Origin of the sequence: Ralstonia sp. 25C, assembly GCF_051904805.1 — a bacterium.
Lineage (GTDB): Bacteria > Pseudomonadota > Gammaproteobacteria > Burkholderiales > Burkholderiaceae > Ralstonia.
The window spans coordinates 2,392,400-2,405,028 of record NZ_CP196737.1 but is presented as its reverse complement, the minus strand read 5'-3'; the positions used below and the strand labels follow the sequence as shown (position 1 = coordinate 2,405,028).

Genomic DNA, 12,629 nt, shown 5'->3' with positions numbered 1-12,629 from the left:
GGACGTGAAATTCCATTAAACTGGATGCATGGACATCCACCAACGCATTGCCCGCCGCCTGCGTGAATTGCGCGACGCGCAGGGCTTCTCGCTCGAAGCCCTGGCCGAACGCAGCCAGGTCAGCCGTTCGGCCATCTCCCTCATCGAGCGCGGTCAGAGCAGCCCGACTGCTGCCGTACTCGACCGGCTCAGCTCTGCGCTGGGCGTCACGCTGGCGTCGTTGTTCGAAGACAGCGCCTCCCCCGCCGCCGAACCTTCACCGGTGGCGCGTGCCGCGGATCAGCCGGAATGGACGGACCCGGGGTCGGGCTACGTCCGCCGCAACCTGTCACCGGCCGCACGCTCGCCCATCCAGCTGGTGGAGGTGCACTTTCCGCCCGGCCAGCGCGTGGCCTACGACACCGGCGCGCGCGACGCCGAAGTCCATCAGCAGTTGTGGGTGATCGACGGCACGATGGAGGTGACCGTGGGCGACACGCACTGGCGCCTCGATGCCGGCGACTGCCTGGCCATGCAGCTCGACCGCCCCATCGTCTTTCACAACCCGAGCAAACGGCCGGCGCGCTATCTGGTGGCGCTCACCACCTTGCCGCCCGCGCTCTCCGCCAGTTGGAGAACCGCATGATCGACACCGTGGCTGTGCGGCGCCTTGGCGCCAATGAGGCGAGCGCCTGCGTCGATGCGCTGGCGGATGTCCTCGTCGATTGCGTGGAGGGTGGCGCGTCGGTCAGCTTCATGTGGCCGCTGTCGCGCGACAAGGCACAGGCGTTCTGGCGCAAGGTGGCCGAAGGTGTCGCGCACGGCGAGCGTGCGCTCTTGATTGCCGCGGACGACACCAGCGCCATCGTCGGCACTGTGCAGTTGATCCTGGCGCAGCCGGAGAACCAGCCGCACCGCGCCGATGTGGCCAAGATGCTCGTGCACCGCCGCGCGCGCCGGCAAGGCGTGGCGCAGCGGCTGATGGCGGCGGTTGAAGAGGTGGCGCGTGCCGAGCGGAAGACAGTACTCGTGCTCGATACTGTCACCGGCGGCGATGCCGAGCGCCTGTACACCCGCGCCGGCTGGCAGCGCGTGGGCGTGGTGCCCGACTACGCACTGATGCCCGACGGCGCCTTCTGCGGGACGACGTTCTATTGCAAGCAGTTGGACGCCGCTTAGATGTTAAGCGTGCCGCGACCGATTTCGATGACGCGGCCACCCACGTGGATCGTGCCATCGGCATCGACCTTCAACGTCAGATGGCACGGCCGCCCCACTGCGGCGCCTTGCTCAATGCGATAGCTCGCCGGCAGCGCATGCTCCGTTGCGCGCAGCCAGCCGCCCAGGTTGGCGCACGCCGAACCGGTGCCCGGGTCCTCCCACAGGCCGGTGCCGTATTCGAAGAAGAAGCGCGATACCACCGGATCATCGCTGCCCGGCTTGGGCATGGTGAACACGTACGCATTGCGCCCGTCGTTGCGGCTGCGCGGCCACGCATCAAAAGCCGACGGATCGGGCCGGGCGCGCTCCACATCGGCGCGTGTCTTGACCGGCACCATTAGTTGCTCGATACCGGCATCGACCCACAGAGGCGGACCCGCCAGCGCGTCGGCGTCCAACCCCAGCATCTTCGCAATGGCCGGATCGGCTTCGCGCGTGCTCAGCGCGCCGGAACGTGGCGGCACGAGCGACCACCCCTCGTCCTGCGCCGTGAGCGACACGATGCCGGACTGGCAACGCAGCGTCAGTTCGTTGCCCGGGCCGTACAGCTCACGCACCACCTGCGCGGTCCCCAGCGACGGGTGGCCGGCAAACGGCATCTCGTAGTCGGGCGTGAAGATGCGGAAGCGCGCCGTGGCGCCCTCCGTGTCATCGGGAAAGATGAACGTGATTTCGGACAGGTTGAACTGGCGTCCGATGGCCTGCATGGTGGCGTCGTCCAGGCCGCGCCCATCTTCAAAAACGGCGAGCTGGTTGCCGCCAAAGGTGGACTCGGCAAAGACGTTAAGCAGGCGGAAGGCGTAGCGCGACATGGTGGCGTCCGGTGTGTGGAAAAGAAAAAGCGGTGTGGCGATGCGTCATCATCAACGCACCGCCACACCGCCACCATGCACACTTGCAGACAGTTTGCGCGAATCCAGCCTGACAGTTGGCGGACAGCGCAAACACCGTCAGCGCTTGCTGCTTACTTGCTGTAGTCGTACACGCCACGCCCCGTCTTGCGACCCAGATAGCCAGCCGCCACCATTTCGCGCATCAGCATGGCCGGGCGGTATTTCGGATCGCCGAATTCGGTGTACAGCACTTCCATCACGGCCAGCATGGTGTCCAGGCCGATCATGTCGGCCAGCGCCAGCGGCCCGATCGGGTGGTTGCAGCCGAGCTTCATGCCTTCGTCAATCTCTTCCGGGCTTGCCAGGCCCTCGCCCAGCACGCAGAACGCTTCGTTGATCATCGGGCACAGGATGCGGTTGACCACAAAGCCCGGGCTGTTCTTGACCGTGATCGGCGTCTTGCCGAGCTGCTTGGCGAGTGCGTTGACCGCAGCGTGCGTGGCATCGCTCGTCTGCAGGCCGCGGATCACTTCCACCAGCGCCATCATCGGCACCGGGTTGAAGAAGTGCATGCCGATGAAGCGGCTGGCATCTTGCAGCACGGCCGCGAGCTTGGTAATCGAGATCGACGACGTGTTGGATGCAACGATGGCGTGCGGTGCAGCCACGGCTTCGAGCTGCTTGAGGATCTTGACCTTCAGGTCGAAGTTCTCGGTGGCGGCTTCGATGACGAGGTCGGCGCGCTTGAGATCGTCGTAGCTGGTCGAGCCCTGGATGCGCGCGAGTGAGGCGGCCTTGTCGGCTTCGGTCAGCTTGTCCTTCTTGATGAGACGGTCCAGGCTGCCGGCCACGGTGGCAATGCCCTTCTGCACGGCAGCATCGCTGATGTCCACCATCACCACATCCAGCCCGACCACGGCACATGCCTGCGCAATGCCGTTGCCCATTGTTCCGGCACCGACGATGCCGACCACTTGAATTGCCATGACTGCTCCTCGCTTGGTATGGAATGGGTATTGGAATGAAACAGATTGCAGAGGATAAACGACGTAGCGATCTGCGGAAAAGCCTTGCCGGCGGTAACGTCACATTCCACCCGATCGCCGTATGATGGCTGCCGTCGCGCCACCCTTTGAGCCCAGGCGCCAGGACGCTGCAAATGGACCGTTTTCTCAGTATCGAAGCCTTTGTGCGCGTGGCCGAAACGCGCAGCTTTGCCGAAGCCGCACGCCAGTTGGGCGTGACCAACTCCGTGGTCACCAACCGCGTGCAGCAACTGGAGCGCTTTATCGAGGCGCCGCTGTTCCACCGCAGCACACGGCATGTGCGGCTCTCGGAAGTGGGCGAGACGTACTACAAGCAATGCGCCGAAGCCGTCTGCATGCTGACGGACCTGACCGACCAGATGCGCGGCCTGCGCGCCACGCCAGTGGGCAAGCTGCGCATTCGCATGCTGCCCGGCTATGCGCTGAACCACTTTGCCGAGCCGCTGGCCCGGTTTGGCGCGCAATACCCCGATATCCAGCTCGACGTGGTGGTGGAAGACAGCGTGGTCGACCCGATTGCAGAAGGCTTTGACGTGGCATTCCAGATCTTCCCGCCCATCAACGATTCGTTGATCGAGAAACGGCTGTTCGTGCTGCGGCGCCTGTTCTGTGCGACACCCGCTTACGTTGAGGAGTACGGTCTGCCGCAACAGCCGGCTGATCTCCTGCAGCATGCCCTGGCCCTGTACTCAGGCTATCCGACGCGCAAGCGCTGGACGTTCTTGCAAGACAGCGAGGTGCGTGCGGAACTCGAGTTGCCGGAGCAACTGCGCTCAAACTCCGTCCATCTGCTGCGCGACTACGCGCTCACCAGCGCCGGCATCGCGTGCCTGCCCACACTGGTGGTGAGCGATGACCTGCTCGCGGGGCGCCTCGTCCCAGTATTGGCCGACTATGACCTGGTACCGCTGCACTTCTCTGCGGTGTATCCGGAAACGCAGCGGCAAGCCGTCAAGGTCCGCGCGCTCATCGATTGCCTGGTCAGCCACCATGCAGGCGAGCCCGCCTGGGACGTGCCCTTGCTCGCGCGCGGGTGGATCCGCTGAGGGCGCGAAATATTTCTCCAAACCGCGCGGATTGTTCGTCAATCGCAAATACTGCCCTCGCCGTTTTTGGCGTTGTACACGCAGCGCAGATTCCTATCATGGATAGGCCCCCCGATTGCCGTGCGTTCTGCATGGCACAAACTCGCGGCGGCATTCCCTCATCTGCATGACGCCTCACCGGATACGGCCATGACGAACCCCAAGCTGGAAGTCCTCACCCCGCAGAACTGTCAACTGATCTTCATCGACCATCAGCCGCAAATGGCCTTCGGCGTGCAATCGATGGATCGACAAACGCTGAAGAACAACACCGTCGGCCTTGCCAAGGCGGCGAAGATCTTCAACATCCCCACCACCATCACCACAGTCGAATCGCAAAGCTTCTCGGGCTATACCTACCCCGAGCTGCTCGACGTGTTTCCGGATCAGCAACTGCTCGAACGGACGTCGATGAACTCCTGGGATGACCAGAAGGTGCGCGACGCGCTCGCCAAGAACAACCGCAAGAAGGTCGTCGTCTCGGGCCTGTGGACGGAGGTGTGCAACTGCACCTTTGCCCTGTCGGCCATGCACGATGCCGATTACGAGATCTACATGGTCGCCGACGCATCGGGCGGTACATCGAAGGAAGCACACGACTACGCCATGCAGCGCATGGTGCAGGCCGGTGTGGTGCCCGTGACGTGGCAACAGGTGCTGCTGGAATGGCAGCGCGACTGGGCCCATCGTGATACGTATGACGCCGTGATGAAGCTGGTGAAGGAGCACTCGGGCGCCTACGGCATGGGCGTCGACTACGCTTACACGATGGTGCACAAGGCACCGCAACGCACCGCCACGCCGCACGAGGCGCTGGCTCCGGTGGCAGCCAACTGATCGCGCTGCCGTACAAACACCGACGTCGTTCCTGCGGGCGACGCATGCACAGCAGGACTGCTGCATGCGCCGCCCGGCTGACCATCCGGGCCCTCCGGACCCGCCCACCGACTCTCACCCACTCTCTCCCATGCAAACGATTACGACCCAAGACGGTACGCGCATCTTTTACAAGGACTGGGGCAGCGGCAAGCCCGTCGTCTTCTCGCACGGCTGGCCGCTCAATGCCGATGCGTGGGACGCGCAGATGCTATTCCTCGTGCAGAAGGGCTTTCGTGTCATCGCTCATGACCGGCGCGGCCATGGTCGTTCCGATCAGCCCTCGCAAGGCAACGACATGGACACCTATGCCGACGACCTAGCGGCACTGCTCGATGCGCTCGACATCCAGGGCGCCACGCTGGTCGGCCACTCCACCGGCGGCGGCGAGGTCGCGCACTACATCGGCCGGCATGGCACCAAGCGCGTCGCCCGCGCCGTACTGATTGGCGCCGTGCCGCCCATCATGCTCAAGACGGCTGCCAACCCGAACGGCTTGCCGATTGAGGTGTTTGACGGCATCCGCAAAGGTGTGACCGACAACCGCTCACAGTTCTATCGCGATCTGGCCACGCCGTTCTTCGGCTTCAACCGGCCGGGCGCGAAGGTCTCGCAAGGCACCATCGATGCCTTCTGGGCGCAGGGCATGACCGGCGGCATCCACGGCCAGTACCTGTGCATCAAGGAGTTCTCCGAGGTCGACTACACCGAAGACCTGAAGAAGATCGACGTGCCGGTGCTGTTCCTGCACGGCGACGACGACCAGATCGTGCCGATCGACGATTCGGCCAAGCTGGGTGTGGAGCTGGTGAAGAACGGCACACTGAAGGTCTACCCGGGCGGCTCGCACGGCATGTGCGTGACTGAGGCGGACAAGGTCAACGCTGACCTGCTGGCCTTCCTCACCGCCTGACCAGCACGGGCGGCGCACCTCGGGCGCGCCGCCCTTCGCACTCTGGAGTGCCACATGAAGCCCTATCTCATCTCCCTTGGCGTCGGCCTGCTGGTCGGCCTCATCTATGCGCTGCTGCACGTGCGATCCCCTGCGCCGCCGGCCATTGCGCTGATCGGGCTGCTTGGCATGCTGATCGGCGAGCAGATCGTGCCGACCGCGCAGCGCCTGCTGGCGGGCGAACCGATCACCATGGCGTGGTTCCGCCAGGAGTGCGTGCCGAAGATCACCGGCGCACCGCCCAAGGCACAGCCGTCTGACATTGCTACCACCGGCGACCGCGCGCCGGGCAACCCAAGCTGATGCCATGACCCGCCTATCGCTGGAACCCACTGCCGCTGCAACAAACAACACCGCGCTGCACACGCCAGCCTGCTGTTCCTACGCGTCACCGGCAGCGCGCTGCTCATTGCCGTGCACGGCCTGCCCAAGGTGCTGCACTACAGCCAGGAACTCACGCGCATCGAAGACCCGTTCCACATGGGCGCCGCACCTACGTTGCTGCTGGCGATCCTGTCGGAGACCATTTGCCCGCTGCTGATTGCGCTTGGCGTGCTGACGCGCCTGGCGTGCCTGCCGATCGTCTTCACGCTGCTGGTGGCCATGCTGGTGGTGCACCCGGACTGGTCGCTCGCCGAGGGGCAGTTCGGCTGGATGCTGCTGATCATCTTCACGACCGTGCTGATTGCGGGGCCCGGGCGTTTCTCGCTGTTTCCCAAGTACTGACACCGACACCATGACTGCCGACCTCATCCTGCACAACGGCCGCATCCACACGGTCGACCGCGAACGCCCCAGTGCCAGTGCCGTTGCCGTGCGCGACGGCCGCTTCGTTGCCGTGGGCGACGACGCCACCGTGATGGCGCAACGTAGTGCCACCACCCAGGTCATCGACCTGCGCGGACGCACCGTCATCCCCGGCCTGAACGATTCGCACCTGCACTTGATCCGGGGCGGGTTGAACTACAACCTGGAACTGCGCTGGGAAGGCGTGCCCTCGCTGGCCGACGCGATGCGCATGCTCAAGGAGCAGGCCGCGCGCACGCCATCGCCGCAATGGGTGCGCGTGGTGGGCGGCTGGACGGAGTTCCAGTTTGCCGAGCGCCGCATGCCCACATTGGAGGAGCTGAACCAGGCCGCGCCCGACACGCCCGTGTTCGTGCTGCACCTGTACGACCGCGCCCTGCTCAACCGCGCGGCGCTGCGCCAAGTCGGTTACACCAAGGACACGCCGAACCCGCCCGGCGGCGAGATCCAACGTGATGCTTCCGGCGAGCCCACCGGCATGCTCATCGCCAAGCCCAACGCGATGATCCTGTACGCGACGCTAGCTAAGGGGCCGAAGCTGCCGCCCGAGTACCAGGTCAACTCCACGCGCCAGTTCATGCGCGAGCTGAACCGCCTGGGCGTGACCAGCGCCATCGATGCCGGCGGCGGTTTCCAGAACTACCCGGAAGACTACGAGATCATTCGCGAGCTGTCGGCACAGAACCAGCTCACCATCCGCATCGCTTACAACCTCTTCACGCAGAAGCCCAAAGAGGAACTGGCCGACTTTAAGAACTGGACCGGCAGCGTGCAGTACCGCCAGGGCGATGACTTCTTCCGCCACAACGGCGCGGGCGAAATGCTGGTCTTCTCCGCCGCGGATTTCGAAGACTTCCTGCAGCCGCGCCCCGACCTGCCCGAGACGATGGAGCAGGAGCTGGAGACCGTGGTCCGCCACCTCGTCGCGCAGCGCTGGCCGTTCCGCCTGCACGCCACGTACGACGAATCCATCTCGCGCATGCTCGACGTATTCGAGCGCGTGAACCGCGACATTCCGTTCAACGGCCTGCCATGGTTCTTCGATCATGCGGAGACGATTTCGCCGAAGAACATCGAACGCGTGCGCGCACTCGGCGGCGGCATCGCCATCCAGGATCGCATGGCCTTCCAGGGCGAATACTTTGTCGACCGCTACGGCGCAGCCGCTGCTGAACAGACACCACCCATCAAGCGCATGCTGGCCGAAGGCGTGCCCGTGGGCGCGGGCACCGATGCCACGCGCGTGTCGAGCTACAACCCGTGGACGTCGCTGTACTGGCTGTCGAGCGGTCGCACGGTAGGCGGCATGGCGCTGTATCCGGAAGGACTGCCGCGCGAGGTGGCGCTGGAGCTGTACACGCACGGCAGCGCGTGGTTCTCGGCGGATCAGGGCAACAAGGGGCAGATCAAGGTCGGGCAACTCGCCGACCTGGCGGCGTTGTCGGCGGATTTCTTCAGCGTGCCCGAGGCGGATATCAAGACCATCGAATCGGTGCTGACGGTGGTGGGTGGGCGCATCGTCTACGGCGCAGCGGAGTTCACGGAGTTCGGCCCGCCGCCGATTCCGGTGCTGCCGGAGTGGTCGCCCGTGTCGCGTGTGCCAGGGCATTGGCGGCCGGCTGCGCCGTTGCAGCAGCAGGTGCACCACTGCGTTGGGTCATGTTCCGTGCACGGCCATGCGCACCAGAAAGCGCGCACGGCCAATGTGCCGACCACCGACTTCCGCGGCTTCTGGGGCGCCTTCGGGTGTTCGTGCTTTGCCTTCTGAAATCGCAGCAACGCCGTCGGCAGCGTCGCCGTCGGCACGCTTCCTGATCGCGCAGGGCAGCCTGCTGGCCTTCGTGGCCGGCTATGTAGATGTGGTGGGCTTCGCCGCGCTGTTCGGGCTGTTCACTGCGCATGTCACGGGCAACTTCGTGATGATCGGGCTGGAATTGGCCGGCACCGGACAAGGCGTGCTCGCCAAGCTGCTGGCGCTGCCGATGTTCGTGCTGGCCGTGGCGGCGAGCAAGCTCGCGGTGGCGGCGCTCACGCGGCGCGGTGTGGCACCGCTGCGGCCGCTGCTGCTAGCCCAGGCTGGGCTGCTGCTGGCCTTCATGGTGGCGGGCTTGCTGGCGTTGCCGATTCAATCGGCTGATGCGCCGGCCACGATTGTCGTCGGGCTCATCGGCGTGGCAGCCATGGGCGTGCAGAACGCCAAGGCGCGCATCGTGCTGTCCGAACACGCTCCCACGACCATCATGACGGGTAACACCACGCAGATCGTGATTGATGTGGTGGAGCTGCTGTCGCCAGGAAGTACGCAGAAGGAAGCGGCGCGCACGCGGTTGCGGAAGATGGTGCCGCCGTTGTGCGGGTTCGCCATGGGCGCGGTGCTGGGGGCACTGGCGTTTTCTTTCTTGTCGTTCTGGTGTGTGCTGCCACCGGTGTTGATTTTGCTGGCGCTGGCGCTCATGCAGCGCTAGGCCATCGCCCTGCCGCCTGTCAGACCTTGACGCGGTGGAACAGCTTGGAGAAATCGATCGCCTCCACCTGGCGCGGCTCAATCTCCAGCGCGGCGATGTACTCCCCAAGGTGCTCGCCCATCAGCCGGGCGGCGCGCTCGCCGTCGCGACGCTCCACTGCATCCAGAATGGCCAGGTGCTCGTCATGGCCGCAACTCGGTCGCGCAGGCGATTCATAGAGCCCGATCAGCAGCGATGTGCGCGCCACCAGCGTGCGCAGCATCGACGTGATGATGGGGTTGCCGTTTGCCTCGGCCAGCTGGATGTGGAAATCGCCCGAGAGGCGAATCCAGTCTCGCCAATTGCCGGACTCACGGCTGGCGTGTTCGGCAGCCGCCAGCGCGCGCAACTCGGCTAATTGCTGCGCAGTCGCGTGCTGCGCCAGTTCTCGCACCGAGCCGGTTTCCAGAATCAGCCGCGCACCAAAGACCTGGCGCGCTTCCGTGGCGTCGTGCACGGCAATCGTCGCGCCCCGGTTGGGCTGCAGCTCGACCACCCCTTCATGCGCCAGCTTGACCAGCACCCGGCGCAATGTCCCCCGCGTGATACCGAACGCCTTGCAGAGCTGCGCCTCGACCAGGCGGGTGCCCGGCGGCAGCTTCTGTTCAAGGATGGCGTCGTACACCGCATCGGAAATGCGGGCGTTGACTTCGGCGTTGTTGCGGCGGGGGGAGGAGGTCGGGGGGGTCATCGGCTCGGGCATCCCGTCATTCTAATCGAGCAAACCGCGCTTGGATTGTGCACAACCCTGAGGCCAATCTGGCCGACGTTGGTGCGGCATTCTCAAGAAACATCTCCCGAACGCTAGCGTTTTTGCACCAGAAGCAAGCGAAACCCCGCCATTTTGCTTGGCACGGTTACTGCATATAGACAAGCGTGATTGTGCACAATCCAAACGAAGCTTGTACTCAACATAGAACGTAATGCCGGGGGCGGCTACTGCCCTTGCAAATGCGGCCGCACCAACTCTTTTAGGGGAATCACCTGTCATGAGCACCACTATCAAGCTGGGCGCCGCCGCCCTGGCATTCGGGCTGTCCGGCGTGGCCGCTGCGCAATCGAGCGTCACGCTGTCGGGCGTGATCGATACCGGCGTCAGCTGGACCAACCACGCCGGCAACGGCTCGCAAAGCCTGACCGGCGTGTCGGACAGCATCCTGGGCGTCTCCAACTTTGGCCTGAGCGGCAAAGAAGACCTGGGCGGCGGCGTGAGCGCGCTGTTCAATCTGCAGGCGGGTTTCAACCCGAGCAACGGACGCATGTCGTCCAACGGCACGCTGTTTTCGCGCAATTCGTATGTCGGGCTGAGCTCATCGTCCGGCACGCTGACCGCCGGCAAGCAGTGGAACTTCAACGACGACTGGCTGGTGGGCAGCGTCTTCAAGGGCGGCTACAACTCGGGCTCGATCTTCAAGTTCAGCGAGTTCGACGCCGTGAGCGAGCTGTACAACAACACGGTGAAGTACGTATCGCCCACGCTGGGCGGCGCGCAGTTTGGCGCGATGTATGGCTTTGGTGAAACCGCCGGTTCGCTGTCGCAAGGCTCGCTGTTCAACCTGGCGGCACGCTATAGCGGTGGCCCTGTGTACCTGGCCGCCAGCTACGATCAGGAGCGCGACGGCAGCGGCACGGGCTCGCTCTACAAGCTCTTCACCGTGGGCGGCAGCTACACGTTTGGCGCGGCCAAACTGCGCCTCGGTGCGGCGCGGGCCGATGTGGGCGGCACGGGGGCGTTCCAGTCGATCCCGAGCATGTCGGCACGCAAGGCCTACGCCGTGGAAGGCGGCGTCGATTACGCCTTCACCACGGCCTTTACCGGCTCGGCCGACGTGCTGTATCGCCGAAACACGACGCTGTCGAACAGCTCGATGGTCTACCGGCTGCTGGGGCTGTACAGCCTGTCGAAGCGCACAACGCTGGTGGCCAACGTGGCGTATCTGAAGAACTCGTCGAGCGCGACGGAAGCGCTGGTCAACACCACGTCGGGCGCTATCGGCGGCGGTGTGGCGGGGACGAGCCAGACCTCGGTGGCGCTGGGCGTGCGCCACACCTTCTGATCCGCGCGAAGGCAGCCGCGCCACGTGCCCCGGTATGTGGCGCGGTTGCCCTCTGATGCGACGGCACGCACCAGAACGACGCATGCCACGCGTGCGCGCGGCGAAATGGCCACGCGCAGACAGGCACACCTATTGCACCACCCCGACATGACCCGCGCACCCACCGCCCCCACCGACTCCCTCGAACTCGTTGCGCTGACCAAGCGTTACGCATACGACGCCGTGGCCGTCGACGCCATCAACCTGCGCGTGCCGGCCGGCAGCTACTGTTGCTTGCTTGGGCCATCGGGCTGCGGCAAGTCGTCCACGCTGCGCATGATTGCCGGCCACGAGCACGTGAGCGACGGCGACATCCTGCTGGGCCACCGCAACATCACCAATCTGCCGGCGGCCGCGCGCGGCACGGCCATGATGTTCCAGAGCTACGCGCTGTTTCCACACCTGAGCGCGCTAGACAACGTGGCCTTCAGCCTGAAGATGCGCGGCATCAGCGCGGGTGAACGGCGCAAACGCGCACAGGCACTGCTGGAGCGCGTGGCGATGGGCCACCTGGCGCAACGTCGGCCGGGCGAACTGTCGGGCGGCCAGCAGCAGCGCGTGGCACTGGCGCGCGCGCTGATCATGGAACCGCGTGTGCTGCTGCTCGACGAGCCGCTCTCGGCGCTCGACCCGTTCCTGCGCACGCAGATGCGCGCCGAACTGCGGCGCTGGCAGCAGGAGCTGGGCCTGACCTTCGTGCACGTTACGCACTCGCAGGAAGAGGCGATGGCCCTGGCCGACCAGATGGTGGTGATGAACCACGGCCGCATCGAACAGGCCGGCAGCCCGCGCGAGGTCTACAACCAGCCGGCCAGCGCATTTGTCGCCACCTTCATCGGCGGGCACAACCTGTTGGAAGACGCGGATGGACCGGTGGCTGTGCGCATTGATCGCATGGCACTGCATGCCGATGAGTCCACCGCCGGCGATCGTCCGCGCGTGCGGGGCCGCATCTGCGACATCGAATACCAGGGCACGCACGTGCTGGTGGGGATGGAGGGCGTCACGCTGTCGCCTTCGCAACACCTGACCGTGAGCCTGCCTGAATCCGACCGCGTCATCCCGCACCTGGCGCTGCATCAGCCCATCTGGGCCTCGTGGGATGCCGCGCAGGCGCACCGGTTACCGAGTCTGCCGGCTACCTGAGACCCGAGTATCCAAGACCAAACATTCCAATCCGCAGCCTGACGGCTTCAGGCGATGCCTTCACCTTCCTATCAGGGGTTGCTT

The 12,629-nt window shown here is 65.0% G+C and carries 14 protein-coding genes; 11 read left to right on the top strand and 3 right to left on the bottom strand.

Annotated features, from left to right (window positions below):
- Window positions 1–28: 28 nt before the first annotated feature.
- The gene (locus ACS7SF_RS11205; RefSeq protein ID WP_439889858.1) at window positions 29–625 is read left to right on the top strand and encodes a helix-turn-helix domain-containing protein; all 597 of its coding nucleotides are present in this window, start codon (window positions 29–31) and stop codon (window positions 623–625) included.
- A complete protein-coding gene (locus ACS7SF_RS11200) occupies window positions 622–1,158 on the top strand; it encodes a GNAT family N-acetyltransferase (protein ID WP_439889857.1) in 537 nt (178 codons plus the stop codon). The genes ACS7SF_RS11205 and ACS7SF_RS11200 overlap by 4 nt, the downstream gene beginning before the upstream one ends.
- On the opposite strand, the gene ACS7SF_RS11195 is transcribed toward ACS7SF_RS11200, so the two are convergent.
- Both ACS7SF_RS11195 and ACS7SF_RS11190 read right to left on the bottom strand, forming a co-directional pair.
- Complete coding sequence (locus tag ACS7SF_RS11195) at window positions 1,155–2,012, bottom strand: PhzF family phenazine biosynthesis protein (RefSeq protein WP_439889856.1); 858 nt, start codon at window positions 2,010–2,012, stop codon at window positions 1,155–1,157. The genes ACS7SF_RS11200 and ACS7SF_RS11195 overlap by 4 nt on opposite strands.
- 152 nt (window positions 2,013–2,164) lie before the next feature.
- On the bottom strand, window positions 2,165–3,019 hold the full coding sequence (locus tag ACS7SF_RS11190; RefSeq protein ID WP_439889855.1) for a 3-hydroxybutyryl-CoA dehydrogenase: 855 nt from the start codon (window positions 3,017–3,019) through the stop codon (window positions 2,165–2,167).
- 173 nt (window positions 3,020–3,192) lie between these two features.
- Between ACS7SF_RS11190 and ACS7SF_RS11185 the strand changes: the two genes are divergently transcribed.
- From ACS7SF_RS11185 to ACS7SF_RS11155, 7 genes are all read left to right on the top strand, one after another.
- Entirely contained in the window at window positions 3,193–4,125 is a 933-nt protein-coding gene (locus tag ACS7SF_RS11185) for a LysR family transcriptional regulator (protein ID WP_439889854.1), read from the top strand.
- Between the two features lie 189 nt (window positions 4,126–4,314).
- Window positions 4,315–5,001 carry a hydrolase gene (locus ACS7SF_RS11180; RefSeq protein WP_439889853.1) on the top strand — a complete coding sequence of 229 codons (687 nt, stop codon included), beginning with the start codon at window positions 4,315–4,317 and terminating at the stop codon, window positions 4,999–5,001.
- Between the two features lie 130 nt (window positions 5,002–5,131).
- Window positions 5,132–5,953 carry an alpha/beta fold hydrolase gene (locus ACS7SF_RS11175; protein WP_439889852.1) on the top strand — a complete coding sequence of 274 codons (822 nt, stop codon included), beginning with the start codon at window positions 5,132–5,134 and terminating at the stop codon, window positions 5,951–5,953.
- 54 nt (window positions 5,954–6,007) lie between these two features.
- On the top strand, window positions 6,008–6,295 hold the full coding sequence (locus ACS7SF_RS11170; protein ID WP_439889851.1) for a XapX domain-containing protein: 288 nt from the start codon (window positions 6,008–6,010) through the stop codon (window positions 6,293–6,295).
- A gap of 15 nt (window positions 6,296–6,310) precedes the next feature.
- Entirely contained in the window at window positions 6,311–6,718 is a 408-nt protein-coding gene (locus ACS7SF_RS11165; RefSeq protein ID WP_439892745.1) for a DoxX family protein, read from the top strand.
- 10 nt (window positions 6,719–6,728) lie between these two features.
- Window positions 6,729–8,567 carry an amidohydrolase gene (locus ACS7SF_RS11160; protein WP_439889850.1) on the top strand — a complete coding sequence of 613 codons (1,839 nt, stop codon included), beginning with the start codon at window positions 6,729–6,731 and terminating at the stop codon, window positions 8,565–8,567.
- On the top strand, window positions 8,557–9,264 hold the full coding sequence (locus ACS7SF_RS11155; RefSeq protein ID WP_439889849.1) for a YoaK family protein: 708 nt from the start codon (window positions 8,557–8,559) through the stop codon (window positions 9,262–9,264). The genes ACS7SF_RS11160 and ACS7SF_RS11155 overlap by 11 nt, the downstream gene beginning before the upstream one ends.
- A gap of 19 nt (window positions 9,265–9,283) precedes the next feature.
- Here ACS7SF_RS11155 and ACS7SF_RS11150 read toward each other — a convergent pair whose 3' ends face one another.
- Window positions 9,284–9,994, bottom strand: a complete 711-nt coding sequence (locus ACS7SF_RS11150) for a GntR family transcriptional regulator (protein WP_439889848.1) — start codon at window positions 9,992–9,994, stop codon at window positions 9,284–9,286.
- 298 nt (window positions 9,995–10,292) lie between these two features.
- Between ACS7SF_RS11150 and ACS7SF_RS11145 the strand changes: the two genes are divergently transcribed.
- Together ACS7SF_RS11145 and ACS7SF_RS11140 are read left to right on the top strand one after the other, a co-directional pair.
- Window positions 10,293–11,360, top strand: coding sequence for a porin (locus tag ACS7SF_RS11145; RefSeq protein ID WP_438931324.1), 1,068 nt, complete (start codon window positions 10,293–10,295; stop codon window positions 11,358–11,360).
- A gap of 147 nt (window positions 11,361–11,507) precedes the next feature.
- Window positions 11,508–12,545, top strand: coding sequence for an ABC transporter ATP-binding protein (locus ACS7SF_RS11140; RefSeq protein WP_439889847.1), 1,038 nt, complete (start codon window positions 11,508–11,510; stop codon window positions 12,543–12,545).
- The last annotated feature ends 84 nt before the right edge of the window (window positions 12,546–12,629 follow it).

Bases quoted from the DNA above. Each gene is read 5' to 3' on its own strand.
- ACS7SF_RS11205 (WP_439889858.1), top strand. From the start codon at position 29: ATGGACATCCACCAACGCATTGCCCGCCGCCTGCGTGAATTGCGCGAC.
- ACS7SF_RS11200 (WP_439889857.1), top strand. From the start codon at position 622: ATGATCGACACCGTGGCTGTGCGGCGCCTTGGCGCCAATGAGGCGAGC.
- ACS7SF_RS11195 (WP_439889856.1), bottom strand. From the start codon at position 2,012: ATGTCGCGCTACGCCTTCCGCCTGCTTAACGTCTTTGCCGAGTCCACC.
- ACS7SF_RS11190 (WP_439889855.1), bottom strand. From the start codon at position 3,019: ATGGCAATTCAAGTGGTCGGCATCGTCGGTGCCGGAACAATGGGCAAC.
- ACS7SF_RS11185 (WP_439889854.1), top strand. From the start codon at position 3,193: ATGGACCGTTTTCTCAGTATCGAAGCCTTTGTGCGCGTGGCCGAAACG.
- ACS7SF_RS11180 (WP_439889853.1), top strand. From the start codon at position 4,315: ATGACGAACCCCAAGCTGGAAGTCCTCACCCCGCAGAACTGTCAACTG.
- ACS7SF_RS11175 (WP_439889852.1), top strand. From the start codon at position 5,132: ATGCAAACGATTACGACCCAAGACGGTACGCGCATCTTTTACAAGGAC.
- ACS7SF_RS11170 (WP_439889851.1), top strand. From the start codon at position 6,008: ATGAAGCCCTATCTCATCTCCCTTGGCGTCGGCCTGCTGGTCGGCCTC.
- ACS7SF_RS11160 (WP_439889850.1), top strand. From the start codon at position 6,729: ATGACTGCCGACCTCATCCTGCACAACGGCCGCATCCACACGGTCGAC.
- ACS7SF_RS11150 (WP_439889848.1), bottom strand. From the start codon at position 9,994: ATGACCCCCCCGACCTCCTCCCCCCGCCGCAACAACGCCGAAGTCAAC.
- ACS7SF_RS11145 (WP_438931324.1), top strand. From the start codon at position 10,293: ATGAGCACCACTATCAAGCTGGGCGCCGCCGCCCTGGCATTCGGGCTG.
- ACS7SF_RS11140 (WP_439889847.1), top strand. From the start codon at position 11,508: ATGACCCGCGCACCCACCGCCCCCACCGACTCCCTCGAACTCGTTGCG.